The sequence below is a fragment of the Streptomyces sp. NPDC101132 genome, assembly GCF_044759225.1.
In the GTDB taxonomy this organism is placed as follows: domain Bacteria; phylum Actinomycetota; class Actinomycetes; order Streptomycetales; family Streptomycetaceae; genus Streptomyces.
This window is the reverse complement of the sequence record NZ_JBIVYX010000007.1, coordinates 129,616-155,421: the sequence shown is the minus strand read 5'-3', so window position 1 is coordinate 155,421 and position 25,806 is coordinate 129,616. Positions and strand designations below refer to the sequence as shown.

Annotated in this window: 18 protein-coding genes; 11 read left to right on the top strand and 7 right to left on the bottom strand. The window is 72.3% G+C overall.

The window, feature by feature from the left end:
• Positions 1 to 41: 41 nt before the first annotated feature.
• Together dxs and ACIQUR_RS18070 are read left to right on the top strand one after the other, a co-directional pair.
• On the top strand, positions 42 to 1,955 hold the full coding sequence (dxs, locus tag ACIQUR_RS18075) for a 1-deoxy-D-xylulose-5-phosphate synthase (protein WP_403665115.1): 1,914 nt from the start codon (positions 42 to 44) through the stop codon (positions 1,953 to 1,955).
• A 226-nt stretch (positions 1,956 to 2,181) separates the two neighbouring features.
• Complete coding sequence (locus ACIQUR_RS18070) at positions 2,182 to 3,699, top strand: amino acid permease (protein ID WP_403665113.1); 1,518 nt, start codon at positions 2,182 to 2,184, stop codon at positions 3,697 to 3,699.
• 86 nt (positions 3,700 to 3,785) lie between these two features.
• Here the strand turns inward: ACIQUR_RS18070 and ACIQUR_RS18065 are convergent, their stop codons facing one another.
• Positions 3,786 to 4,859 carry an LCP family protein gene (locus ACIQUR_RS18065; protein ID WP_403665111.1) on the bottom strand — a complete coding sequence of 358 codons (1,074 nt, stop codon included), beginning with the start codon at positions 4,857 to 4,859 and terminating at the stop codon, positions 3,786 to 3,788.
• A gap of 241 nt (positions 4,860 to 5,100) precedes the next feature.
• On the opposite strand from ACIQUR_RS18065, the gene ACIQUR_RS18060 reads away from it, so the two are divergent.
• The 7 genes from ACIQUR_RS18060 (at position 5,101) to ACIQUR_RS18030 (ending at position 15,165) form a co-directional block, all read left to right on the top strand.
• Positions 5,101 to 6,651, top strand: a complete 1,551-nt coding sequence (locus tag ACIQUR_RS18060; RefSeq protein ID WP_403665109.1) for a hypothetical protein — start codon at positions 5,101 to 5,103, stop codon at positions 6,649 to 6,651.
• A 259-nt stretch (positions 6,652 to 6,910) separates the two neighbouring features.
• Entirely contained in the window at positions 6,911 to 9,031 is a 2,121-nt protein-coding gene (locus tag ACIQUR_RS18055) for a hypothetical protein (RefSeq protein WP_403665107.1), read from the top strand.
• An 82-nt stretch (positions 9,032 to 9,113) separates the two neighbouring features.
• Positions 9,114 to 10,625: an SDR family NAD(P)-dependent oxidoreductase gene (locus ACIQUR_RS18050; protein ID WP_403665105.1), complete on the top strand. Its 1,512-nt coding sequence runs from the start codon at positions 9,114 to 9,116 to the stop codon at positions 10,623 to 10,625.
• 5 nt (positions 10,626 to 10,630) lie between these two features.
• Positions 10,631 to 11,506, top strand: a complete 876-nt coding sequence (locus tag ACIQUR_RS18045; RefSeq protein ID WP_403665103.1) for a rhamnogalacturonan acetylesterase — start codon at positions 10,631 to 10,633, stop codon at positions 11,504 to 11,506.
• Positions 11,503 to 12,330, top strand: a complete 828-nt coding sequence (locus ACIQUR_RS18040) for an Ig-like domain-containing protein (RefSeq protein ID WP_403665102.1) — start codon at positions 11,503 to 11,505, stop codon at positions 12,328 to 12,330. The genes ACIQUR_RS18045 and ACIQUR_RS18040 overlap by 4 nt, the downstream gene beginning before the upstream one ends.
• Before the next feature lie 64 nt (positions 12,331 to 12,394).
• Positions 12,395 to 14,002: a glycosyltransferase family 2 protein gene (locus ACIQUR_RS18035; protein WP_403665100.1), complete on the top strand. Its 1,608-nt coding sequence runs from the start codon at positions 12,395 to 12,397 to the stop codon at positions 14,000 to 14,002.
• Positions 14,003 to 14,154: 152 nt separating this feature from the next.
• Complete coding sequence (locus ACIQUR_RS18030; protein WP_403665098.1) at positions 14,155 to 15,165, top strand: quinone oxidoreductase family protein; 1,011 nt, start codon at positions 14,155 to 14,157, stop codon at positions 15,163 to 15,165.
• Between the two features lie 24 nt (positions 15,166 to 15,189).
• Here the strand turns inward: ACIQUR_RS18030 and ACIQUR_RS18025 are convergent, their stop codons facing one another.
• From ACIQUR_RS18025 to ACIQUR_RS18015, 3 genes are all read right to left on the bottom strand, one after another.
• Positions 15,190 to 16,230, bottom strand: coding sequence for a signaling protein (locus ACIQUR_RS18025; protein ID WP_403665096.1), 1,041 nt, complete (start codon positions 16,228 to 16,230; stop codon positions 15,190 to 15,192).
• Between the two features lie 270 nt (positions 16,231 to 16,500).
• Positions 16,501 to 18,639: a 3-hydroxyacyl-CoA dehydrogenase NAD-binding domain-containing protein gene (locus ACIQUR_RS18020; RefSeq protein ID WP_403665094.1), complete on the bottom strand. Its 2,139-nt coding sequence runs from the start codon at positions 18,637 to 18,639 to the stop codon at positions 16,501 to 16,503.
• Positions 18,636 to 19,856, bottom strand: a complete 1,221-nt coding sequence (locus tag ACIQUR_RS18015) for a thiolase family protein (RefSeq protein ID WP_403665092.1) — start codon at positions 19,854 to 19,856, stop codon at positions 18,636 to 18,638. The genes ACIQUR_RS18020 and ACIQUR_RS18015 overlap by 4 nt, the downstream gene beginning before the upstream one ends.
• A gap of 327 nt (positions 19,857 to 20,183) precedes the next feature.
• On the opposite strand from ACIQUR_RS18015, the gene ACIQUR_RS18010 reads away from it, so the two are divergent.
• On the top strand, positions 20,184 to 21,365 hold the full coding sequence (locus ACIQUR_RS18010; RefSeq protein WP_403665090.1) for an alpha/beta hydrolase: 1,182 nt from the start codon (positions 20,184 to 20,186) through the stop codon (positions 21,363 to 21,365).
• Between the two features lie 129 nt (positions 21,366 to 21,494).
• Here the strand turns inward: ACIQUR_RS18010 and ACIQUR_RS18005 are convergent, their stop codons facing one another.
• The 3 genes from ACIQUR_RS18005 to ACIQUR_RS17995 form a co-directional block, all read right to left on the bottom strand.
• Positions 21,495 to 22,787: an HRDC domain-containing protein gene (locus tag ACIQUR_RS18005; protein WP_403665088.1), complete on the bottom strand. Its 1,293-nt coding sequence runs from the start codon at positions 22,785 to 22,787 to the stop codon at positions 21,495 to 21,497.
• Between the two features lie 141 nt (positions 22,788 to 22,928).
• Positions 22,929 to 23,591 (bottom strand): LuxR C-terminal-related transcriptional regulator, encoded by a 663-nt coding sequence (locus tag ACIQUR_RS18000; protein ID WP_399952367.1) that lies wholly within the window; start codon positions 23,589 to 23,591, stop codon positions 22,929 to 22,931.
• A 258-nt stretch (positions 23,592 to 23,849) separates the two neighbouring features.
• Entirely contained in the window at positions 23,850 to 24,500 is a 651-nt protein-coding gene (locus ACIQUR_RS17995) for a DUF3000 domain-containing protein (protein ID WP_403665086.1), read from the bottom strand.
• A gap of 91 nt (positions 24,501 to 24,591) precedes the next feature.
• Between ACIQUR_RS17995 and hemE the strand changes: the two genes are divergently transcribed.
• Entirely contained in the window at positions 24,592 to 25,656 is a 1,065-nt protein-coding gene (gene hemE / locus ACIQUR_RS17990; RefSeq protein ID WP_403665084.1) for a uroporphyrinogen decarboxylase, read from the top strand.
• Positions 25,657 to 25,806: the final 150 nt, after the last annotated feature.

Below are 25,806 nucleotides of genomic sequence, written 5' to 3'. Positions count from 1 at the left end.
TTAGACTCGACAGACCAGCAAGCAACTGCAAGGAGGCACGGGTGCTGCTGACCCGCATCACGGGACCGCGCGATCTGGACCGGCTCAGCCCGGAGCAGCTGGACCAGCTGGCCGCGGAGATCAGGTCCTTCCTGGTCGACGCGGTCTCCAAGACCGGCGGGCACCTGGGCCCCAACCTCGGCGTGGTCGAACTGACGATCGCGCTCCACCGCGTCTTCCACTCGCCGAAGGACAAGGTCCTCTGGGACACCGGCCACCAGAGCTACGTGCACAAGCTGCTCACCGGCCGCCAGGACTTCTCCCGGCTGAAGATGAAGGGCGGTCTGTCCGGCTACCCGGCCCAGGCCGAGTCCGAGCACGACGTCATCGAGAACTCGCACGCCTCCACCGTGCTGGGCTGGGCCGACGGCCTGGCCAAGGCCAACGAGGTGCTCGGCCGCACCGACCACCACGTCGCCGCCGTGATCGGCGACGGCGCCCTCACCGGCGGCATGGCCTGGGAGGCGCTCAACAACATCGCCGACGCCAAGGACCGCCCGCTGGTCATCGTCGTCAACGACAACGAGCGGTCGTACGCGCCGACCATCGGCGGCCTGGCCAACCACCTGGCCACCCTGCGCACCACCGACGGGTACGAGCGGTTCCTCGCCCGCGGCAAGGACATCCTGGAGCGCACCCCGGTCGTCGGGAAGCCGCTGTACGAGACCCTGCACGGCGCCAAGAAGGGCCTGAAGGACTTCATCGCCCCCCAGGGCATGTTCGAGGACCTCGGCCTGAAGTACGTCGGCCCCATCGACGGCCACGACATCACCGCCCTGGAGTCCGCCCTCACCCGCGCCAAGCGCTTCGGCGGCCCCGTCATCGTCCACTGCCTGACCGAGAAGGGCCGCGGCTACCAGCCGGCCCTCCAGGACGAGGCGGACCGCTTCCACGCCGTCGGCAAGATCCACCCGGACACCGGCCTGCCGATCGCCTCCTCCGGCGCCGACTGGACCTCCGTCTTCGGCGAGGAGATGGTCGCGCTCGGCAAGGAGCGCGAGGACATCGTCGCCATCACGGCCGCCATGCTCCAGCCGGTCGGCCTCGACAAGTTCGCCAAGGCCTTCCCGGACCGCGTGTACGACGTCGGCATCGCCGAGCAGCACGGCGCGGTCTCCGCGGCGGGCCTGGCCACCGGCGGCGTGCACCCCGTCTTCGCCGTCTACGCGACCTTCCTCAACCGTGCCTTCGACCAGGTCCTGATGGACGTGGCCCTGCACAAGTGCGGCGTCACCTTCGTCCTGGACCGGGCCGGCGTCACGGGCACCGACGGCGCCTCGCACAACGGCATGTGGGACATGTCGATCCTCCAGGTGGTGCCGGGCCTGCGGCTCGCCGCCCCGCGCGACGCCGACCAGGTCCGCGCCCAGCTGCGCGAGGCCGTCGAGGTCAAGGACGCCCCGACGGTGGTCCGGTTCTCCAAGGGCGCGGTCGGCCCGGCCGTACCGGCCGTGGGCCGGGTCGGCGGCATGGACGTGCTCCGCGAGGCCGGCACCGACCGGCCCGACGTCCTGCTGGTCTCCGTGGGCGCGCTGGCCCCGATGTGCCTGGAGATCGCCGACCTGCTCGACCGGCAGGGCATCTCCACCACCGTGGTCGACCCCCGCTGGGTCAAGCCCGTCGACGAGGCCATGGCCCCGCTCGCCGAGCGCCACCGCGTGGTCGTCACCGTCGAGGACAACAGCCGGGTCGGCGGCGTGGGCTCGGCCGTCGCCCAGGCCCTGCGCGACGCCGACGTGGACATGCCGCTGCGCGACTTCGGCATCCCGCCGCGCTTCCTCGACCACGCCTCCCGCGCCGAGGTCATGGCGGAGATCGGGCTGACCGCGCCCGACATCGCCCGCCAGGTCACCGGCCTGGTCGCCAAGCTCGACGGCCGCTTCGACAGCGAGGCCGTGGAGGCCGCCGCCGACTGACCCGGCACCGTGCCGCCGCGCCGGTGCCGGGGCACGTCCCCGGCACCCCGCACGGCGGGTCCTGACGGGATCCCGCCTTGAGCATCCGGGCCGGTCGGGTCACCCTTAATGGGTGGTCCGACCGGCCCATTCGCGTGAAAAGCACCCGTACGGAGCCCCACCAGAGCGTCCTGGGCCGCCCGGATTCCCATCATGGCCATCACGACGAGTGCGTGGAGGTACGCCGGTGAGCACGCAGCATGACACGGGACCAGGGCGGCCCGGCCGGGCCGACGGCATGTTCCGGACCAAATCGGTCGAGCAGTCGATCCTGGACACCGAGGAGCCCGAGCACGCGCTCAAGAAATCCCTGTCGGCCTGGGACCTGACGGTCTTCGGCGTCGGCGTCATCATCGGCACGGGCATCTTCGTGCTGACCGGCAAGGTGGCCAAGGAGACCGCGGGTCCCGCCACCGCCCTGGCCTTCGTGGCCGCCGGTGTCGTCTGCGCCCTGGCCGCACTCTGCTACGCCGAGTTCGCCTCGACCGTGCCGGTCGCGGGTTCGGCGTACACCTTCAGCTACGCCTCCATCGGCGAGCTGCCCGCCTGGATCATCGGCTGGGACCTGGTGCTGGAGTTCGCGCTGGGCACGGCGGTGGTCGCGGTCGGCTGGTCCGGCTACGTCCGCTCGCTGATGGACAACGCGGGCTGGCACCTGCCACGGGCCCTGGAAGGGCCCGACGTGCCGGGCGGCACCTTCGACCTGCTGGCCTTCCTGCTGGTCCTGGTGCTGACCGCGATCCTGGTGGTGGGCGTGAAGCTGTCGGCGCGGATCACCGCGCTGGTCGTGGCCATCAAGGTCACCGTCGTGATGATCGTGATCATCGCGGGCCTGTTCTTCATCGTCGGCGACAACTACTCGCCGTTCATCCCGCCCGCCGTCAAGCAGGAGGGCGGCGCGGGGCTCGACGCCCCGCTGGTGCAGCTGATGTTCGGCTACGAGCCCACCAACTTCGGCGTCATGGGCATCTTCACGGCGGCGTCCGTGGTCTTCTTCGCCTTCATCGGCTTCGACGTGGTGGCCACCGCGGCCGAGGAGACCAAGCACCCGCAGAGGGACATGCCCAAGGGCATCCTGGGCTCGCTGCTCATCTGCACCGTGCTGTACGTGGCGGTCTCGCTGGTGGTCACCGGCATGCAGCACTACACCGAGCTGTCCACCAGCGCCCCGCTGGCCGACGCCTTCAAGGCGGCCGGCCATCCCGTGTACGGCGGCATCATCAGCTTCGGCGCCGCGGTCGGCCTGACCACGGTGTGCATGATCCTGCTGCTGGGCCAGACCCGCGTGTTCTTCGCGATGAGCCGTGACGGGCTGCTGCCGCGGTTCTTCTCGGTCACCCACCCGCACTTCAAGACGCCGTACCGGCCGACCATCCTGCTCGGCGTCATCATCGCCATCGTGGCGGGCTTCACCAGCATCAACGAGCTGGCGACGCTGGTGAACATCGGCACCCTGTTCGCCTTCGTGGTGGTGGCGCTGGGCGTCATCATCCTCCGCCGCACCCGGCCGGACCTGCACCGCGCCTTCCGCACCCCCTGGGTGCCGGTGATCCCGATCCTGTCCATCGCGGCCTCGGTCTGGCTGATGCTCAACCTGCCGGCCGAGACCTGGCTGCGGTTCGCCATCTGGATGGTGATCGGCTTCGCCGTCTACTTCCTGTACGGGCGCTCGCACAGCCGGATGAACGAGCGCGGCCGCGTCTAGCCGCACGCGACGTGGCCCCCGCCTGTCCGACAGGCGGGGGCCACGCTGCGTGTGCACGGGGGCCGGACCGGATGTCCGGCGGTCCGTCAGCCGCCCGTCGCCGGCGACTTCTTGGCGGAGGCCGGGATCTTCCTGTCCTCGCGGACGGCCGTCCACAGGTCGGTGGCCTGGGGCTCCGCCACGACCACGCGGTTGGGGTCGACCTTGTCGTAGGCCACCGGCAGCATGATGGTCTCCATCGTGCTCGCGTCGACGCCCTTCATGGACTTGGCGAAGTCGGCCAGGGCGGTGAGGGAGGCCAGGTCCGAGTCGGTGGTCAGGGACTTGGTGCCGGCGTCGGCGAGCTTGTACAGCCGGGCCGGGCTGCCGAGGGCGTCCTGCTTCTTGATCTCCGTCAGCATGGCGAGCATGAACTGCTGCTGGAGGCCGATGCGCCCGAGGTCGCTGCCGTCGCCGTAGCCGTACCGGGTACGGACGAACTTCAGCGAGTCGGTGCCGTTGAGCTTGTGGGTGCCGGGCTCCAGCGTGAAGCCGCCCTTGGTGTCGTGGATCGGCTTGTCGGTGGTGACGGTGACGCCGCCGAGGGCGTCGACCAGGCCCTTGAAGCCGGCGAAGTCGATCTCCACGAAGTGGTCGATGCGGACGCCCGACATCTTCTCCACCGTGTTCACCACGCAGGCCGGACCGGCCACCGTGTAGATGGAGTTGAACATCACGCGCTTCTTCGACGGGAGCGTCCCGCCGTCCTTCTTCCTGCACTCGGGCCGGGTGACCAGGGTGTCGCGGGGGATGCTGACCGCGGTCACCTTGGACCGGCCCTCGGGTATGTGCATCAGCATCGCGGTGTCCGAGCGGGCGGTGCCGCCGACGTCGCCGTGGTCGAGGTCGCCGTTGGCGCCGCTGCGCGAGTCCGAGCCGAGGACCAGGACGTTCTGGGCGCCGGCCACCACCTTCTGCGGGCGGTTGTCCCCGATGGCCTTGTCCAGGTCCACGCTGTCGATGTTGCCGTTGAGGTGGCTGTACATCCACCAGAGCGCGCCGCCGCCGATCAGGACGAGGACGAGCAGGGCCAGCAGGATGATCTTGAATGCCTTGCCGCCCCGGCTGCTCTTGCGGGGGGCCCGGCGGGAACGCGGCGGTGCTTCGGTTGCCTGAGTCATGCCGTGTGAAGTCCTTCGATCCCGGTGATCGGTCGTGTGGGTGAGGCGACCGCCACCTCTGCGGGGGACCGGGCGGTCGTTCGCTCTCCGGCAGCGGAGCCGGGGGTCTGCACGCTGCGGCCGTGGAGCGATACCCGAGAACTATAGGCAAACGTGCACGTCGAACGGGAGTGCCCTTATCGTGCTCGCGGGTACCGCGAGACGAACCCGCTGTGTCGGGAAAGGGAACCGGGAGGGGCAAGTGCGCGCAGTCGACCGCCGAACCGAGGGTGTGCGCACCGCAGAACCCCCGCCGGACCGGGCCGCGCAGGCGCACGCGGGCACCCGCGTCCTGCTGGTCGCCCCCCATGTGCGGGCCGCCGCCGTGCTGCTGGGGGAGGAGCGGGGCCCGGGTGCGGTCACCGCGCTGTGCCCGGACGCCGGCGGTGCCGAGGACCGGTCCGCGTACGCCCGCGCCGCCGCCGAGGCCACCCGGCGCGGCTGCCCGGCCGACGCCGCCCCCCGCCCGCTGCGCCCCGAGGGCCTCGCGGACACCCTGCTGCGCGAGTTGTACGCCGTAAGGCCGGACCGGGTCGTCACCGGCGACCCGCACGCGGTGCGCGACGGCGGTGCCGCCGGGGCGTGGGAGAGCGAGCTCGCGCTCGCGGTCCTGGACGCCGTGGAGGAGTACCAGCGCGGCACCGGCACCCCGGTGTTCACGGACTGCCGGGTCGTCGACCACGACGCCTGGCCGGCCGTCGCCTCGCGTCCGCGCTACCCGGCGCCGCTGCGGTGGGCGGTGCGCGGCACCGACGGCCGGGTCACCGCGTACCTGCCCGTGCCCGGTGCGGTGGTGCGCTGGACCGAGGGCGCCGACGGGCGGTGGGGCGGTCCGGAGCTGCTGCCGGTGCCGGGCCTGCTGCCCGGGCTGACGGTCGTACAGGGGCCGGACGGGTACGCGCGGCTGCTCGGGCTGCGGCGCACCTCCGCGGGTGCCGACTGGAGCACCGAGGTGGTCGGCGCGCTCCAGTACCAGACGGGCCGGCCGCTCGGGCCCTGGCACGTGAAGAACAACCCGCACCGCTCGGAGCCGGAGCGCGGCAAGTTCATCGGCATGCCGGCGGCCGTCTGCGACGGCGCGGGCACCCTGCACCTCTTCCTCCGCAACGACCTGCACACCCTCAACCACTGCTACGAGCGGGAGAACGGCGCCTGGTCGGGCTGGACCCTGCTGCGCGGCACCCGGGCCTCCGAGGACCTGGCGGCGCTGCGCGTGCCCGACGGCGGCGTCGAACTGTACGCGCGGCTGCGGGACCACGCGGGGACGGTCCGCTGGCACCGGGGCGGGCCGGACGGTGCCTGGGCCGAGGACCGGCGGGTCCCCGTGCACCCGGCGCCCGGCTCCCTGGCCGCCGCCCCGGAGGCGGGCGCGCTGCGCTACCGGTACGCCGAGACGGGCGAGCCGTGCGAGTGGCGGTGGGGCGCGCAGGGTCCTGCGGGCCTCAACGCGCCGGGGGTCACCGGGCGCATCACCGGTGTCCAGGGGGTTCCGGTGGGTGGCTGGAACTGCACGGTGCTGGCGGCCGAGGACGAGCGGGGGACGTGTGCCATCGGCACGTACGTCGACGGGGCGCCGGAGTCGGGCGTGTGGTGGTCGCCGACCGGCCGGCGAACTCTGGTACCGCCCGCGGTCGTCCGGGACCGGACCGGCCGGGTGATGATCGCCACACTGTCCCCTTCCGGGCGGCTGGAGGTGACCCGGCAGATACCGGGTCAGGCCCTTGACTTCGCAGCGTGGGAGACGATCGGGTAGCGGCCCGGGGCCGCGTGCGGACGGCGCGACGACTGTCCGGGTTGCCCGAGTTATTCCAGCGGTTACATGGCCGTGACAATCCGGCGGGTACTATTCCTCACTCCAGGTAAAGCTGAGGTGAAGGCTGGAAGTCGACGCGGGGAACTCAGCCTGACTGTCACCACGGGTGCTTTCCGGTCCTGTTGATGTGGCCTCAGCATCCTCCCCCTCTGCCTCTTTTGCCTGGTGTCCGCAGCGCCGACGAGAGAAGAGGACGACTGTGATCGCCGCGCTGATCCGCCATGCGGAGATCAGCAAGGACAAGAACGTGCTTGTCCTTCTCACGCTGCTGGGCAGTTACCTGGCCATGCTGGTCTCGGCCGTGCTCGGGTACTTCTGGGTCTTCACGGGCGCCCTCGCGCTCAGCTACCTCTCGGACATCCACCTCCACAAGCACGAGCCGGACCTCATCAGGTTCCTCGGCAAGCTCAAGTGGGGCCTGTCGATCCGCGTCCTGGTGCGCGAGCTCTCCGTCCTGGTGATGCTGCGCGGCGTCGCGGGCATCGACGGCGACGCGTTCGTCGTCGTCTTCCTCGGCTTCGTCGCCGTGCACTCGCTGCGCCTCGTCTACACGTTCCTCTGCATGTTCATCAAGCGCCGCCGTGCGCTGCCGGTCCGCGTGCGCAACCTGGACCTGAGCAAGCTGAACATGCCGGAGCCGCCCCCGCAGATCGCGTTCAAGAGCCACGAGCGCAAGCTCCTCTACCTGGACACCGCGGTCATCGCCGGCGCCCTCGCCTCGCACTACACGAAGATCATCGGCTTCGGTGTGCTCGGCGTCGCGCTCGCCGTCACCCTCGCCGTCGTCGGCATGCTGATGCTGCTGCCGACGGTCAGCCAGTGCCGCCGCGTCCCCAGCCACGAGCGCACCTTCAAGATCCTCAACCAGCAGGTCGCGAAGTACAAGCCGGAAGTGGTCCTGTACTTCAGCTACGCCGCCGGTGCGCGCGACTCCGCCTACCAGGTCAACATGTGGCTGGACACGCTGGCCCGCCTCGGCCGCCGCCCGCTGATCGTGCTGCGCGAGGTCACCACCCTGCGCTTCCTCGCGTACACCCCGCTGCCGGTGGTCTGCATACCCAAGGCCGACGACCTCTCGCTGCTGGAGCTGCCCGAGGCCCGGGTCATCCTCTACCCCGCCAACGCCGGCAAGAACGTCCACATGCTCCGCATCGCCGAGGCCAAGCACGTCTTCATCGGCCACGGCGACAGCGACAAGCTCGCCAGCTCCAACCGCGTCAGCAAGGTCTACGACGAGATCTGGACCGCCGGCGAGGCCGGCGAGGACCGCTACCAGCGCCTGCGCGGCACCATCCCGTCCGCCGACCTGGTCCGCGTGGGCCGCCCCCAGCTCAGCGCCGTCGAGACCGTCGGCCCCCGCCCGCGGGAGCACATGACCACCATCATGTACGCGCCCACCTGGGAGGGCTGGACGGCCGACCCGTACCACACCTCCCTCGTCCTCATGGGCGAGAAGATGATCCGGATGCTGCTCAACCTCGACCAGCCGGTCCGCGTCATCTACAAGCCGCACCCCCTGACGGGCAAGCGCTCGATCCAGGCCACCCGCGCCCACCGCCGCATCATCGCGATGCTGGAGGCCGACAACGCCCGCCGCGAGAAGCAGGCCGGGGCCGCCGCCAAGGCGATGGCCCAGGGCGACAAGCGGCTCTCCGAGCTCGAAGGCCGCATGGGCAAGCTCAAGGCCTGGACCGTCGTCGGCGTCTACGGCATCTGGGACAAGGACCGCGCGGCCCTCGCCAAGCCCCCGAAGGAGTCCTGGGAACAGCTCCAGGCGGAATGGCACGACACCTTCTGGCAGTCCCGCGGCCACGACCGCCACCAGGTCGTCACCGGCCAGCTGCCCTCGCTCTACAGCTGCTACAACGAGTCGGACATGATGATCAGCGACATCTCCAGTGTCGTCTCCGACTTCGTGCAGAGCGAGAAGCCGTACGTCGTCTGCAACCCCTCGGACATGGACCCCGAGCTGTTCAAGCAGCTCAACCCCGCCGCCTCGGCCGCGTACATCCTGGGCCCCTCCTGCGCCGACCTCCAGACCGGCGTCGACGCCGCCCGCTCGGGCGGCCGGGACCGGCTCGCCGACCACCGCGCCATCCTCAAGCGCTACCTCCTGGGCGACGGCGACTCGATGGTCCGCTTCAACGACGCGGTCAACGCGCTGTTCAGCAAGGCCTCCGAGAAGTTCCCGCCCGGCGACGTCGCCGAGCCGATCCTGGCCAACCCGTTCACCCGGGGGCAGACGGTCATGCACGACGCCACCATGCCGATCCGCGTGATCAGGCAGCCCCACCCGAACTCCATGGAGCAGTACTTCTAGGTCCCCTCCGGGACCCGTCCGTACCGCTCGGGCCCACGCCGGCGCCCACCCCTTCCCAGAACAGCAGAGCCGAGGAGTCGTCTTGTCCCTCACTGCCCGAACGATCGCAGTCGTCCTCGCGGGCGGCACCGGCCAGCGGGTCGGTCTCGCCATCCCCAAGCAGCTCGTCAAGATCGCCGGGCGCACCATCCTGGAACACACCCTCGCCGTCTTCGAGGAGACCGCCTCGGTCGACGAGGTGATGGTCGTGATGCACCCCGACTACGTGGCCGACGTCGAGGCCATCGTCGCCGCGGCCGGCCTGCGGAAGGTCAGCCGCGTCATCGCCGGCGGCACCACCCGCAACGAGACCACCTGCCGTGCCATCGACGCCATCTCGGCCGGGCTCGCCGAGGGCGAGGCCGACCCGAAGGTCCTCTTCCACGACGCCGTCCGCCCCCTGCTCTCGCAGCGGGTCATCGACGACTGCGTCGCCGCCCTCGACAAGTACGAGGCCGTCGACGTCGCCATCCCCTCGGCCGACACCATCATCGTCACCCGCACCCACGGCGAGGACGGCGAGTTCATCACGGACATCCCGGACCGCTCCCGGCTGCGCCGCGGCCAGACCCCCCAGGCCTTCCTGCTCTCCACCATCCGCCGCGCCTACGCGGTGGCCGCCGGCGACCCGAACTTCGAGGCCACCGACGACTGCTCCGTGGTCCTGCGCTACCTCCCCGACGTGCCCGTGCACGTCGTCGAGGGCGAGGAGCACAACATGAAGGTCACCCACCCGGTCGACATCTTCATCGCCGACAAGTTCTTCCAGCTGGCCCACCAGGCCGCGCCCGCCCACGGCGACGACGACACCTACCGCGCCGCCCTCCAGGGCAAGGCGCTCGTCGTCTTCGGCGCCAGCTACGGCATCGGCGCCGACATAGCCGACTTCGCCGAGTCCTACGGCGCCACCGTCTTCCGCTTCAGCCGCTCCGGCACCGGCACCTTCGTCGAGGACCCCACCCACGTCGAGAAGGCCCTCGCCGAGGCGTACGAGAGCGCCGGCCGCATCGACTACGTCGTCAACACCGCCGGCGTGCTGCGCACCGGCAAGCTCGCCGAGACCGACCACGCGACCATCGAGAGCGCCACGCTCGTCAACTACCTCGCCCCGGTCCACATCGCCCGCGCCTCCCACCAGTACCTCGCCCGGACCCGCGGCCAGCTGCTGCTCTACACCTCCAGCAGCTACACCCGCGGCCGCGCCGGCTACAGCCTCTACTCCTCCGCCAAGGCCGCCACCGTCAACCTCACCCAGGCCCTGGCCGACGAGTGGGCCGCCGACGGCATCCGCGTCAACTGCGTCAACCCCGAGCGCACCCGCACCCCGATGCGCACCAAGGCCTTCGGCGACGAGCCCGTGGACTCGCTGCTCACCTCCGAGTCGGTCGCCCGCACCTCGGTCGACGTGCTCATCTCGCAGCTCACCGGCCACGTCATCGACGTACGCCGGCAGGACCCCTTCAAGACGGTGGCCGTGCCCGAGGGCGACCTCGCCGACGCCTTCGCCAAGGGCGACGAGGGCGACGCCGGCGCAGGGGACACCGAGGGGGTCTGAGCGCGATGACGGCGATGCAGGGGCACGGCGGCACCCGGCGGCGGATCTTCCTCGCGGGCGACTCCACGGTGATCACCCGCGGGGTGGACTACCTGCCGATGGCGGGCTGGGGCCAGATGCTCCAGCTGTTCTTCACGCCCGACGTCGAGGTCGTCAACTGCGCCCGCGCCGGCGCCAGTTCGATGAGCTTCTTCGACCGCGGCCGGTTCCAGTGGATCCTGAACAACGTCAGCCCCGGCGACTACGTGATCATCACGTTCGGCCAGGTCGACTACAAGCCGGGCAAGGGGCTGTACGCCGGCCCGCACGCCGACTACCAGCTCTACCTGAAGGCCATGGTCCAGCTCACCCGCGAGCACCAGGCCCACCCCGTCCTGGTGATGACGCACGAGCGGCGGAAGTTCGACAAGCACGACAACCTCATCCGCTACATCACCACCTACCCGATGGCGATGCGCGAGGTGGCCGCCGACACCTCCACCCCGCTCATCGACCTCTACGCCCAGAGCCTGGAGTGGTGGGAGGCCCTCGGCCCCGACGTGAGCAAGGACCTCTTCACCCACCTGCGCCAGTACGAGAACCCGCTCGCCAACATCAAGGGCTGGGACGACACCCACTGCCGCGCCGAGGGCTGCACCGAGTTCGCCCGGTTCATCGCCCGCGCCATGCGCGACCAGGGGCTGATCCCCGCCCACCAGGTGACCGGACTCGACCGCACGGAGTTCACCGCCGACGAGATGGGCTGGGTCTCCGTCGCCGAGTCCGACCGGCGCGCCAAGGAGCGCGTCGCCCCGCCCACCGAGGACGCCAGGGCCCGGGTCGCCGGCGCCGTCCGCGCGCCCAGCGGCCCCGGGGTCGCCAAGCCGGGAGTGATGAAGTGACCTACCTGCTCACGGTCGTCAAGGTGGCCGAACCCGGCCGGCCCGGCAACTCCGCCGTCGCCGCCGTCCACTCCGAGGTCCACCCGGCCGCCACCGCCGCCCCCGGCCAGACCCTGCGCCTCGCGCTCACCGTCCAGGCCGCCCCCGGCGCCCGCCACGCCTACGGCTACCTCGACACCCGCCCCTTCGGCTTCGGCGAGGCCGCCGAGGTCCTCGCCGTCCAGGGCGTCGAGTACCTCCCCGAGCGCCGGACCTACCGGGTACGCGCCCAGGGCGGCGCCGCCGAGACCGGCTACCTCACCCTGCGGATCCGGCCGGAGACCGCCGAACCCGTGCTGCGCCCGGCCATCGCCGCCGCCGTGCCCGGCGAGGAGCCCCGCAAGCCGGTCCGCACCGAGCCGCTGGCCGACCTCGGCGTACGCATCCGCCGGTTCCACGTACCCGGGCGCGCCCTGAACGTCGCCCCGCACGCCGCCCACCTGCCCGCCCTGCTCGACCCGCGCCAGGGCCTGCCCCCGGGCACCGTCCTCACCGGCCACGGCCAGGCGCGCCACGGCACCGTCTCGGTCACCCCCGAGGGCGTCCTCGCCTACCAGGCCGCGCCCGGCGCCCAGGGGTACGACGGCTTCGCCTACACCGTCAGGTCCCCGCACGGCGAGACGGCCGAGGGCCAGGTCGTGGTGTACGTCGGCGACCTGTCGGCCACCCCCGGCCTGCTGACCCCGCCCGGCGCGAACGGCGCGGGCACCACCGCCCACCTGCCCTGGCGCCAGCCGAAGATCATCGGCGAGCTGCCCTGGCCGCCCGAATCCCGCACCGGCTGACCGGCCCCGCCCGCCGCCGGCCCCGGACCCCGGCCGCCCAGGCCCCCGTACGCGACGAAGAGTGGTGAACCGCACCGTGACCCCCCAGGACCAGCCCGACGTCAGCGTCGTCATCGACGCGGCGAACGCCCTGCCCGGCCTCGCAGACTGCCTCACCTCGGTGCTGGCCCAGGCCGAGGAGGGCTTCCGCGTCGAGGTGCTGGCCTTCGACCGGGGCTCCCAGGACGGCTCCCGCGAACTGCTCCAGCAGTGGGCCGCCCAGTACCCCGGCCTCCTCCGGTTCGCCGCCCTCCCGCCCTCCGAGACGCCCGCCGAAGCCCGCAACACCGGCATCGAACAGGCCACCGGACGCCACCTGTTCTTCCTCAGCGGCACCGACCGGCTCACCCCCGGCGCCCTGCGCCGGATGGTCGCCACCGCCGACCAGAACGAGGCCGACATCGTGCTCGGCAAGGTCGCCGGCCTGGACGGCCAGAAGGTCGGCACGTCGATGTTCGCCCGCAACACGGCCGACGCGGACGTCTTCGCCTCCCGCGTCTACTGGTCCCTCAGCCCCGACAAGCTGTTCCGCCGCAGCCTGGTCGAGCGCTGCTTCCTGCGCTTCCCCGCCGACTGGCGGCTCGGCGAGGAGGTCGCCTTCACCGCCCTCGCGTACCTGTACGCCGACCGCGTCTCGGTCGTGGCGGACACCGTCTGCGTCCAGCAGGCCCGCCGGGTCGCCGGGGTCAACGCCTCCCGGTTCGGCGGCTCCCTCGCCGACCGCATGGCCATCACCCGGCAGCTCGTGCAGATGGTGGCCGAACGGGTCCCGCCGGGCCCCGGCCGCGACCACGTGATGGCCCGCCACTTCGAGCTGGAGCTCGGCAAGGCCACCGGCGCCCCGTACCGCGCGAGCAAGGACACCGAGCTGCGCTGGCAGGTCATGTCCGAGTGCCGCGAGCTGCTGGAGGCGTACGGCACCCCGGGCGTCTTCGCCAAGCTGCCGCGGCCGCTCTCCGTCCGCCTGGAGCTGATCAGGCGGGGCCGGTTCGCCGAGGCCGAGCGGCTCGTCGCGTACGAACTCGACAAGGAGAAGCCCGAGCAGACCATCGAGGACGGGCGGGTCTTCCGGACCTACCCCTACTTCCGCGACCCGGACGTGGGCGTCCCCGACGACCGGTACGAGATCACCCACACCCTGCGCGCCAGGCACCAGCTCACCAAGGTGGCCTGGACGGACGCCACCCTCCAGCTGCTGGGCACCGCCTACATCGAGCAGCTGCCGACCCGGGACCCGAACACCCGGGTCGTGCTCCGCGAACGCCGCACCGGCGCCGAACTGCGCTTCCGCACCTTCGCGTTCGACTCGCCCAAGCTGAAGGCGGCCTCGCCGAAGATCGAGCGCGGGCTCGCCTCCTGGGAGGCGCGCATCGACCTGTCGACCGCCGACGGGCACCGGCCCATCACCGGGGGCCTGTGGGACGTCTTCCTCTCCGTCTCCTTCCAGGGGGTCGCGAAGGAGGTGCGGCTGGGCTCCTCGCGCGGCGACGCGGTGACCGACCGCACCCGGCAGGGCGTCGTCGTCGGCCCCGTCGACGCCATGGGCCTGGAGCCCGTCTGCCACCTGTACGCCACCAAGGCCGGCAACCTGACCCTGGAGGTCTCCGACCGGCGCCCGCTGCCCGGCGCCTGAGCCCGGCGGCGCCGGCCGGCCCACAGCCCCGCCGCGTACCGGACCCCCGTTTCGCACCCGGACCGCGGTCCCGGCCCGGCGCGAGGCCGGCTCGCCGGGAATCGGATCGCGATCATCGGGGTTGACGGGGGTGAGCCGTTACCGGAGGGGTCATGCGAGCGATTCAGGTGTACGAAGTGGGCGGTCCCGAGGTGCTGCGGGAGGCCGAGGTGGAGCAGCCGCGGCCGGGGCCGGGCGAGGCGGTCGTGGAGGTCGCCGCATCCGGGGTCAACTTCCTCGACGTCTACCACCGCGAAGGCCGGTACGGCCTCCCGCTGCCCTTCACCCCGGGCGCCGAGGGCGCCGGCACCGTGGTCGACGTCGGACCCGGCGTCGCCGACGTCGCGGTGGGGGACCGGGTCGGCTGGGTGGAGGTTCCCGGCACGTACGCCGAGCGGGCCGTCGTGGACTCCTCCCGGCTGGTTCCGCTGCCCGACGACATCGGCTTCGAGACAGCCGCCGCCGTGCTCCTGCAGGGCATGACCGCGCACTACCTCGTCACGGACGCCTACCCGGTCCAGGCGGGCGACACGGTGCTCGTGCACGCGGCCGCCGGTGGCATGGGGCTGCTGCTGACCCAGCTCGTCACCCATCTCGGCGGCAGGGTGATCGGCACGACGTCGACCCCGGCGAAGGCCGAGCTGGCGAAGCGTGCCGGGGCCGCCGAGGTGATCCTCTCCTCCGCGGTCGACGATCTCGCCGCCGAGGTGAGGCGGCTCAACGGCGGTCAGGGGCTGCCGGTCGTCTTCGACGGCGTGGGCGCGCACACCTTCGACGCGAGCCTCGCCAGCCTGCGAGCCCGCGGCCACCTCGTGCTCTTCGGCGCGGCCAGTGGTGCCGTGCCGCCGTTCGATCCGATGCGGCTCGCCCACGGCGGTTCGCTGACCCTGATCCGGCCCAGCCTCGGGGACTTCATCGCCGACCGGTCCGAACTGCTCCGACGGGCCGCCGATGTGTTCGAGTGGGTGCGCTCCGAGGCGCTGGAGGTCACCGTGACGGGCCGCTACGCCCTGTCCGAGGCCGCCCGGGCCCACAGCGACCTGGAGGCCCGGCGCACCACCGGCAAACTGCTCGTCATACCCGATGCGGCCGCTTTCGGACGCCGTGCGGAGTCGCAGGGCTGACCGCGGGTGACGTCGGGCTCCCGGTCAGGTGCCCGCCGGGCCGAAGGCGTGGACGGTGAGCCTGCGGTCGCCGGAGTCGCCGGTCGCGAAGCCCACGCAGAGCCGGGGGCGGTCCGTCACCCGTACCGCCAGCCCCTCGGGCTCCCGGTAGGGCAGCGAGAGCGCGGCGGCGACCGGAGCGCGGCCGTCGACCCGGCCGGTGCGCAGGTCGACGGCCGACAGCACGGTGTTGCCCCCGGACGAGCGCGGGTTGCCGCCCTCGCCGTCCGTGTACTCGTTGCCCGTCACCTGGTACACGTGGTCGCCGTACAGCGCGCAGCCCTGGAAGGTCTCGTCCGGCTTCCGGCCCGCCTGGCGGACCGCGTACAGCTCCTCGTACCGCCCGGCGGCGAAGGAGTCCGCGGGGTAGACGGCGTACCACTGCCGGTCGGGCTTCCGCGCGGTCTGGTAGGCGACCATCACGCGGTGCTCGACGGCGTCGTAGACCGGCTGGTTCGCGAACGAGCCGGGGACCGGCCGGTGGTGACGGACCGCCGGGTCGTCGCTGTCCAGCACGGCGCCGGGCTCGAAGGGGATCCGGGCCACGGCCCGCCCGTACCCGGTCGTGGGGTCGGCGTCCGACTCGGTCCACAGCCACACGCCGCTGCGGGTGGGCTGGACGCCCATCGAGACGCCGTGCCCGAAGCCGCGCAGGACCATGTGCTGGAGGTCGCCGCCGTCGGCCGGGACCCGGGTGACGCAGAGATCGCCGCTGCGGGCCCGCACCTCGCTGGAGAAACGTTCCCGCTCGCCCGGCAGGCGCAGGCCGCCCTGGACGAGCTGGACGGCGTACACCTCGCCGCGGGTGTCGTCGAAGGCGAAGGACTGGGCGACGGTGGTCTGGGCGAGGCGGGTGGGGGCCAGCACCTCGCCGGTGTCGGCCGCGTCGAACACCCCGACGCGGGAGGACTCCTCCGGGCCGCCGGCCAGCCGGCCGGCCAGCAGTCCGCCGGAGACCGCGACGGCGGCCGAGCCGCCGGTCAGCAGGAGCGCGCGGCGGGACAGCCGGGTGCGCGGCCGGTGCATGGGGCGTCCTTCCGCCTCGGGTTGACGTGGCACCAGGTGTCCTGGTGGGTGCGGGACCGGGCATTCTTCCACGCCCCGGGACGGACGCCCAATCCGGTACGTCGCCCCCGGGGCCGGTACGTCGCCCCGGTCGGCAGCACGCCCCGATCCGGTACGGGCACCCCGCCGGATCCCGCACGGCGGCCGGGAAGATCCCGTACGCCGCCCGGAAAGACGGCTGCCCGTCCGTGGCGGTTCCACGGACGGGCAGCCGGGCGGCACCGTTCAGGCTCAGGCGGGGACGCTCGCCAGGCCCGGGGCCAGGAACTTCTTGCCGTTCACGCGCTCCGACACGCCCTCGCGGTCCAGGTACGGCGTGATGCCGCCCAGGTGGAAGGGCCAGCCGGCGCCGGTGATCAGGCAGAGGTCGATGTCCTGGGCCTCGGCCACGACACCCTCCTCCAGCATCAGGCCGATCTCCTGCGCGACGGCGTCCAGGACGCGGTCGCGCACCTGCTCCTCGGTCAGGACGGAGTCGCCCTGCTTGAGGAGCGCGGCGACCTCGGGGTCCAGCTCCGGCTTGAAGCCGTTCTCCGCGTTGTACACGTAGAAGCCGCGCTTGCCGGCCTCGACGACCGCCTTCAGGTTGGGGGAGACCGTGAAGCGCTCCGGGAAGGCGCGGTTCAGGGTCTCGGAGACGTGCAGGCCGATGGCCGGGCCCACGAGCTCCAGGAGCACCAGCGGGGACATCGGCAGGCCGAGCGGCTCGATGGCCTTCTCCGCCGTGACGACCGGGGTGCCCTCGTCGATGACGTTCTGGATCTCGCCCATGAAGCGGGTGAGGATGCGGTTCACGACGAACGCCGGGGCGTCCTTGGTGAGGACCGCGGTCTTCTTCAGCTTCTTGGCGACGCCGAAGGCGGTGGCCAGGGAGGCGTCGTCGGTCTGCTCGCCGCGGACGATCTCCAGGAGCGGGAGGATCGCGACGGGGTTGAAGAAGTGGAAGCCGACCACGCGCTCCGGGTGCCGGAGCTTGGAGGCCATCTCCGACACCGACAGCGAGGAGGTGTTGGTGGCGAGGATCGCGTGCGCCGGGGCGACCGCCTCGACCTCCGCGAACACCTTCTGCTTGACCGTCATCTCCTCGAACACGGCCTCGATGATGAAGTCCGCGTCCGCGAAGCCCTCGGCCTTGTCCAGGACACCGCTGACCAGGCCCTTGAGGCGGTTGGCCTTGTCCTGGTTGATGCGGCCCTTGCCGAGCAGCTTCTCGATCTCGGCGTGGACGTAGCCCACGCCCTTGTCCACGCGCTCCTGGTCGATGTCGGTGAGGACCACCGGCACCTCCAGGCGGCGCAGGAAGAGCAGCGCCAGCTGCGAGGCCATCAGACCCGCGCCGACGACGCCGACCTTGGTGACCGGGCGGGCCAGGGACTTGTCCGGGGCACCGGCCGGGCGCTTGGCGCGCTTCTGGACCAGGTTGAAGGCGTAGATGCCGGAGCGCAGCTCGCCGCCCATGATGAGGTCCGCGAGCGCGGTGTCCTCGGCGTCGAAGCCCTTCTGGAGGTCGCCGTCCTTGGCCGCCTCGATGATGTCGAGGGCGCGGTAGGCGGCCGGGGCGGCGCCGTGCACCTTGGAGTCCGCGATGGCGCGGCCCTTGGCGACGGCCGCGTCCCAGCCCTCGCCGCGGTCGATCTCGGGGCGGACGACCTCGGTCTCGCCCTTGAGGACCTTCGCGGTCCACAGCAGCGACTGCTCCAGGAAGTCGGCGCCGTCGAACGCGGCGTCCGCGATGCCCAGGTCGAAGACCTGCTGGCCCTTGAGCTGCTTGTTCTGGTTCAGCGAGTTCTCGATGATCACCGAGACCGCCTTCTCCGCGCCGATCAGGTTCGGCAGGATCGTGCAGCCGCCCCAGCCGGGGACGAGGCCGAGGAAGACCTCGGGCAGCGAGAACGCGGGGAGCGCGCGGGAGACCGTGCGGTACGTGCAGTGCAGACCGGCCTCGACACCGCCGCCCATCGCCGCGCCGTTGTAGTACGCGAAGGTGGGGACGGCCAGGGCCGCGAGGCGCTTGAAGACGTCGTGGCCGCCCTTGCCGATGGCCAGGGCCTCCTCGTGCTTCTTCAGCAGCTCGACGCCCTTGAGATCGGCGCCGACCGCGAAGATGAACGGCTTGCCGGTCAGACCCGCAGCGACGATGGAGCCCTCGGCGGCCTCCTTCTCGACCTGGTCCAGCGCCGTGTTCAGGTTGGCGAGGGACTGCGGGCCGAAGGTGGTCGGCTTGGTGTGGTCGAAGCCGTTGTCCAGCGTGATCAGGGCGAAGCGGCCCGCGCCGTACGGCAGGTCGAGGTGGCGGACGTGCGCCTGCGTGACGACCTCGTCCGGGAACAGCTCGGCCGCGCCCTTCAGGAGCTCAGCGGTGGTGCTCACTTGTCGTCTCCCTCGAAGTGCGGGTTCTCCCAGATGACCGTCGCGCCCATGCCGAAGCCCACGCACATGGTGGTCAGGCCGTAGCGGACGTGCGGCTGCTCCTCGAACTGGCGGGCCAGCTGCGTCATCAGGCGGACGCCGGAGGAGGCGAGCGGGTGGCCGAAGGCGATGGCGCCGCCGTACTGGTTCACGCGGGCGTCGTCGTCGGCGATGCCGTAGTGCTCCAGGAAGGCCAGCACCTGCACGGCGAAGGCCTCGTTGATCTCGAACAGGCCGATGTCGGAGATCGACAGGCCGGCCTGGGCCAGCGCCTTCTCGGTGGCCGGGATCGGGCCGTAGCCCATGACCTCCGGCTCCACGCCGGTGAAGGCGTAGGAGACCAGGCGCATCTTGACCGGCAGGTTGTTGGCCCGCGCGAAGTCCTCGGACGCGATGAGCGAGGCGGTGGCGCCGTCGTTCAGACCGGCCGCGTTGCCCGCGGTGACCCGGCCGTGCGTACGGAACGGGGTCTTCAGGTTGGCCAGCGACTCCAGGGTGGTGCCCGGGCGCATCGGCTCGTCGGCGGTGACCAGGCCCCAGCCCGTCTCGCCGGCCTCGGGGTTGGTGCGGCGGACCGAGATCGGCACCAGGTCGGGCTGGATCTTGCCGTCCGCGTACGCCTTGGCGGCCTTCTCCTGCGAGCGCACGGCGTACTCGTCGGCGCGCTGCTTGGTGATGGTCGGGTAGCGGTCGTGCAGGTTCTCGGCGGTCATGCCCATGAAGAGGGCCGACTCGTCGACGAGCTTCTCGGAGACGAAGCGCGGGTTCGGGTCCACGCCCTCGCCCATGGGGTGGCGGCCCATGTGCTCGACACCGCCCGCGATGGCGACGTCGTACGCACCGAAGGCCACCGAGCCGGCGACCGCGGTGACGGCGGTGAGCGCGCCGGCGCACATGCGGTCGATCGAGTAGCCCGGGACGGACTGCGGCAGGCCCGCGAGGATGCCCGCGGTGCGGCCGAGGGTCAGGCCCTGGTCGCCGATCTGCGTGGTCGCGGCGATCGCGACCTCGTCGATCTTCTTGGGGTCGAGGTCCGGGTTGCGGCGCAGCAGCTCCCGGATCGCCTTCACGACGAGGTCGTCGGCGCGGGTCTCGTGGTAGATGCCCTTCGGGCCCGCCTTGCCGAACGGGGTGCGGACGCCGTCGACGAAGACGACGTCCCTGACGGTACGAGGCACGTTGGCTCTCCTCCAGGTGCGGGATGGCACTGCTGCGCGGGAGCGCGCACCGCGACTGAGCGCGCGCTCACCTCGCCCATGCTACTTGCGGGTAACCAATGTGCACAGCCCCTGCCCCGGGAGCGGCGAAGGTCACACCTGGACGGTGGGCCCCGATCGCCGCGCGCCCCCGCCGCGCGCCGACCGATCGGACCGGCCGCGCGCCCCGAAGGGGTCGTCCCCGGCCGGCCGTCCGGCCCGTCCCGGGACCCGGCGGCCGCGCGGCCCGGATCCTGGGCGCGCCCGGCCGCCCGCCCCGGGGCGGCCGCCGACGGAACGGAGTCCCGCATGCCCATCAAGCACACCGACCACGCCGTCCAGCACAAGTCGACCGTCCCCGCGAACGAGAACGAGCTGGTCAGCCTGTTCGTCCGCGAGTACGACGGAACCCCTCCGGGCACCCCGATCGAGGACCGCCGCGCCGTCCTGATGCTGCACGGCAGGACGGTGCCCGGCCTGGCGATCTACGACATCGGCACCGGCGACTACAGCTGGTCCCGCGTGCTGGCGCACGCCGGCTACGACGTGTTCGTCATGGACCTCCAGGGCATGGGCCGCTCGCCCCGCCCGAAGATGGACAAACCGTGCAACGCGAACCCGCAACACCACAGCCGGGTGACGGACCCCAACCTGCCGCTCACGGCCCCCTGCGCGCCGGAATACAAGTTCCAGCTCAACAACTCGCAGAGCGACTGGGACGAGGTCCACCGGGTCGTCGAGTACATCAGGACGGAGGTGCACCCCGGGGTCGGCAGACTGGACCTGATCGGCAACTCGGCCGCGGCCTTCGCGCTCGGCCCGTACGCCATCCAGCACAAGGAGAACGTCCGCAGCCTGTTCCTCCAGGCGCCGGTCTTCCGGCCCGACGGCCAGGCCAGTGCCCCGGGGACCGAGTTCGGTGCGCCGTTCACGATGCCGGTGAACACCCCGCCGTTCCCGATGAACCTCGGTACGAAGGCGGGGCTGAAGGCGGCCCTGGAGGCCGAGGCCGGGGCGGACTGCCCCGGCCAGCACGGCGACGACCTCGACGCCCTCGTCGACCTGGTCTGGGCCGAGATCATGGCGAGCGACACCAAGGGGCGCACCTGGGGCAAGGTGCTGCCCGACGGCCGGACAGAGGGCGTGAGCCGGCAGCGCCAGCCCTTCTGGTGGGGCTGGAACAAGCAGACGGTGCCGCTGCGCGGGGTGCTGGGCGGCGAGGTCCCGGTGTGCATCGTCTACGGCGACCTGGACAAGACCGTGACCACCCTGGGCCTGTCGGTCACCGAGCTGTACAAGACCGTCCCGGGCGGGAGGAAGCTCCTGTTCAAGGTGTCCTGCGCCAGCCACCAGTGGCCCTGGGAGGGCCGGCGGACGACACTGCACACGATGTCGAAGCAGTGGCTCAAGCACGGCAAGGTGTTCGGCAGGGAGACGGGCAGCTTCCACGTGGACGGCAACGACGACGTCACGCCGCTGCCCGTGCCGTAGGGGCTGCCGCCCCGGCCGGGGAGTCCCCGGCGCCCCCGAGCGAGCGAGCGCCAAGCGAGAGCCCCCATGCGAGAGCCCCCCGGACGGATGGCCGGGGGGCTCTCGGGGTGTCGCGGGTCCGTCGCCGGGTCAGGCCTGCGCGGAGGTCAGCGCCCCGACCAGGGCCGGGGTCACCTGCTCGACCTGCCAGGGGCGGGCGCCGTGGCCGGCGAGGGCCTCGGCCACCGTGTCCGGGTCCACCCGCTGCGGGGGCTCCCAGCACAGCCGGCGCACCGTGTCCGGCGTGATCAGGTTCTCCTGCGGCAGGTTCAGCTCCTCCGCCAGCGCGGAGACGGCGGCCCGTGCCGCCGAGAGCCGGGCCGCGGCGACCGGGTCCTTCTCCGCCCAGGAGCGCGGCGGCGGGGGACCGGAGGGGGTCTGGCCCGGCTGCGGCAGCTCGGTGTCGGGGAGGGCCTTGGCCCGGTCCACGGCCGCCATCCACTGGTCCAGCTGGCGCCGTCCCATCCGCTGGCCGTAGCCCGGCAGCGCGGCGAGCGCGTGCACGTTCAGCGGCAGGGCGAGGGCCGCCTCGACGATGGCCGCGTCGCCCAGCACCTTGCCGGGGGAGACGTCGCGGCGCTGCGCGATCCGGTCGCGGGTGTTCCACAGCTCCCGCACCACGGCCATCTGACGGCGGCGGCGCACCTTGTGCATGCCGGAGGTGCGGCGCCAGGGGTCCTTGCGCGGCGGGGCCGGCGGGGCGGAGGCGATGGCGTCGAACTCCTGGCGGGCCCACTCCAGCTTGCCCTGGCGGTCCAGCTCCTTCTCCAGCGCGTCCCGCAGGTCCACCAGCAGCTCCACGTCGAGCGCGGCGTAGCGCAGCCAGGGCTCGGGCAGCGGGCGGGTGGACCAGTCGACGGCCGAGTGGCCCTTCTCCAGGGCGTAGCCGAGGACGCTCTCGACCATGGCGCCCAGGCCCACCCGCGGGAAGCCGGCCAGCCGTCCGGCCAGCTCGGTGTCGAACAGCGTGGTGGGCACCATGCCTATTTCCCGCAGGCACGGCAGGTCCTGCGTGGCGGCGTGCAGGATCCACTCGGTGCCGGACAGCGCCTCGCCGAGCCCCGACAGGTCGGGGCAGCCGACCGGGTCGACCAGCGCGGAGCCGGCGCCCTCGCGGCGCAGCTGCACCAGGTACGCGCGCTGGCCGTAGCGGTAGCCGGAGGCGCGCTCGGCGTCGACGGCCACCGGGCCGGTACCCGCGGCGAAGGCCGCGATCACCCGGTCCAGGCCGTCCTGGTCGGCGACCACCGGCGGGATCCCCTCGCGGGGTTCGAGCAACGGGATCGGCAGCCCATCGGCAGAAACGACGTCGTCCGGAGGGCCGCCCCCGGTGGTGGTGCGCGGTGTGGTCGCGTCACGTGTGGTCTCTTGGGCGTCGGTCACCTGTCAAGGGTATCCGTGGATACGGCGCGCCCGTCGCCGGAACGTTCCGTCGACGGGCGCGGTCGTGGTGTGAAGCGGTTGTCCGGCCGTTCGCCCGGCCTATGCCGGATGTTGGCGTGCCGGTCGTGCGGGAGCCGGGGGTCAGTGGATGATCCCGGTCCGCAGGGCGACCGCGACCATCCCGGCCCGGTCCCCGGTGCCCAGCTTGCGGGCGATCCGGGCGAGGTGGGACTTGACGGTCAGGGCGGACAGGCCCATCGAGACGCCGATGGCCTTGTTGGACTGCCCCTCGGCGACGAGGCGGAGCACCTCGACCTCGCGGCCGGACAGCTCGCGGTAGCCGCCCGGGTGGCTCGGGGCACCCGGGGGGCGGCGGTGCATCCGGGCCGCCGCGGCGCCGATGGGGGCGGCGCCGGGGCGGCTGGGCAGGCCGAGGTTGGTGCGGGTGCCGGTGACGACGTAACCCTTGACGCCGCCCGCGAGGGCGTTGCGGACGGCGCCGATGTCGTCGGCGGCGGACAGGGCCAGGCCGTTGGGCCAGCCCGCGGCGCGGGTCTCGGACAGCAGCGTGAGCCCGGAACCGTCGGGCAGGTGGACGTCGGCCACGCAGATGTCGCGCGGGTTGCCGACGCGGGGGCGGGCCTCCGCGATGGACGAAGCCTCGATCACGTCACGTACTCCGAGGGCCCACAGATGGCGGGTCACGGTGGAACGGACGCGCGGGTCGGCCACGACGACCATGGCCGTCGGCTTGTTCGGGCGGTAGGCGACCAGGCTTGCGGGCTGCTCGAGAAGAACGGACACCAGGCCTCCTGGGGAGTGGCGGGACGGCCGGCTCGGGGAAGAAGCCGGTGCGAACCGTGCGGATGGTCACTGACCTCTTCGGCACGTCACCCGCCCGGCTTTAGAGAATGATCACGATTTGGTGAGTAACAATTCGGGCAATTCGGACGCGCGATCGATCGTAGGGTGATCAGAACCCCGCAAGGGGGACACTCCGCCGCGCCGATGCGGTCGGACCCGGCCACGCGTGCCCCGCACGCACGGCCGGACGGACCACTCCTACGGGTGGTGCGGGCCGCGCCGCTGTGGCAGGGACACCACGGCCGTGTCCGCCGGGCCCGCCGGCGGCAGCCCGGCCACCTGGGCCAGCAGCTCGCACCAGGCCGACAGGTGGGACGCCGTGTCCGGCACCCCGCCCACGCCCTCGCGCGGCGTCCACGAGGCCCTGATCTCGATCTGGGTCGCCGGTCTCCGGGCCGACAGCCCTCCGAAGTAGTACGAGCCGGCCCGGGTCACCGTGCCGCTCGGCTCCCCGTAGGTCAGCCCGCGCGCCTCCAGCGCCCCGGTCAGCCAGGACCAGCACACCTCGGGCAGCAGCGGGTCCGCCGCCATCTCCGGCTCCAGCTCGGCCCGTACGAGCGTCACCAGCCGGAAGGTCCCGTGCCAGGCCTCGTGCCCGGCCGGGTCGTGCAGCAGGATCAGCCGGCCGTCGGCCAGGTCCTCGTCGTCCTCGACCACCGCCGCCTCCAGCGCGTAGGCGTGCGGGGCCAGTCGCTTGGGCGGTCTGGTCGGGTCGATCTCGATCCCCGGCCTCAGCCGCGCCTTCCGCAAGCCGTCGACCGCCCGCCGGAACGGGAGCGGGACGGAGCTCTCCTCCGCGCTGTCAGTACCGTCAGCGCCATCTGAAAATCGTCCCTGAGCCGCAGCCATGCGGGGAAGACTAGGCGGAAGGAGGCCCCGTTCAGCGCAGGGACACCCGCCCCGGGTCGGGCACTTCTTCATACGTGCGAAGATTTGCACCGTGAGCGCCATTGACCGGCCCGCGGGCCAGCAGAGCCAGACGTACGATTCCGCCTTCCTGAAGGCGTGCCGCCGCGAGCCCGTACCGCACACCCCCGTGTGGTTCATGCGCCAGGCCGGCCGCTCACTCCCCGAGTACCGCCGGGTCCGCGAGGGCACCCAGATGCTCGAATCCTGCATGCGCCCGGACCTGGTCACCGAGATCACGCTGCAGCCGGTCCGCCGCCACGGCGTGGACGCCGCGATCTTCTTCAGCGACATCGTGGTCCCGCTCAAGGCCATCGGCATCGACCTGGACATCAAGCCGGGCGTCGGCCCGGTCGTGGCCCAGCCGATCCGCTCCCGCGCCGACCTCGCACAGCTGCGCGACCTGACGCCCGAGGACGTCCCGTACGTCACCGAGGCCATCGGCATGCTCACGGGTGAACTCGGCGGCACGCCGTTGATCGGCTTCGCCGGCGCGCCGTTCACCCTCGCGAGCTACCTGGTCGAGGGCGGCCCGTCGCGCAACCACGAGCACACCAAGGCGCTCATGTACGGCGACCCGCAGCTCTGGGCCGACCTGGTCGACCGCCTCGCCGAGATCACCTCCGCCTTCCTCAAGGTCCAGATCGAGGCCGGCGCCTCCGCGGTCCAGCTCTTCGACTCCTGGGTCGGCGCCCTGCCCCCGGCCGACTACCGCCGCGCAGTGATGCCGGCGTCGGCGAAGGTCCTGGAGTCCGTCGCCTCCTACGGCGTCCCGCGCATCCACTTCGGCGTGGGCACCGGCGAGCTGCTCGGCCTGATGGGCGAGGCCGGCGCGGACGTCGTGGGCGTCGACTACCGGGTCGCCCTCGACGAGGCCGCCCGCCGGGTGGGCCCCGGCAAGGCGCTCCAGGGCAACCTGGACCCGGCCGTCCTCTTTTCCACGACGGAGGCCGTCGAGAAGAAGACCGACGAGGTCCTGGCCGCGGCCGCCGGCCTGGAGGGCCACGTCTTCAACCTCGGCCACGGCGTCCTCCCGACCACGGACCCCGACGCCCTGACCCGCCTGGTGGACTACGTCCACACCCGCACGCAGCGCTAGCACTCCCGCGCGGTGGCGCCCGGGGCCCGCCCCCGCGGCCCCCCCCCCCCGGGCCCCCCCCCCCCCCCCCCCCCCCCCGGGCCGCCCCCCCCGCCCCCCCCCCCAACCCGGCCCCAACCCGCGGGAACCCGGGGGGGTGGCCCAGGTCCA

Excerpts from the sequence above, each read along its gene's own strand:
- ACIQUR_RS18025 (WP_403665096.1), bottom strand. The coding sequence starts at position 16,230 with ATGCACCGGCCGCGCACCCGGCTGTCCCGCCGCGCGCTCCTGCTGACC.
- ACIQUR_RS18065 (WP_403665111.1), bottom strand. The coding sequence starts at position 4,859 with ATGACTCAGGCAACCGAAGCACCGCCGCGTTCCCGCCGGGCCCCCCGC.
- ACIQUR_RS18010 (WP_403665090.1), top strand. The coding sequence starts at position 20,184 with ATGCCCATCAAGCACACCGACCACGCCGTCCAGCACAAGTCGACCGTC.
- ACIQUR_RS17995 (WP_403665086.1), bottom strand. The coding sequence starts at position 24,500 with ATGGCTGCGGCTCAGGGACGATTTTCAGATGGCGCTGACGGTACTGAC.
- ACIQUR_RS18030 (WP_403665098.1), top strand. The coding sequence starts at position 14,155 with ATGCGAGCGATTCAGGTGTACGAAGTGGGCGGTCCCGAGGTGCTGCGG.
- ACIQUR_RS18045 (WP_403665103.1), top strand. The coding sequence starts at position 10,631 with ATGACGGCGATGCAGGGGCACGGCGGCACCCGGCGGCGGATCTTCCTC.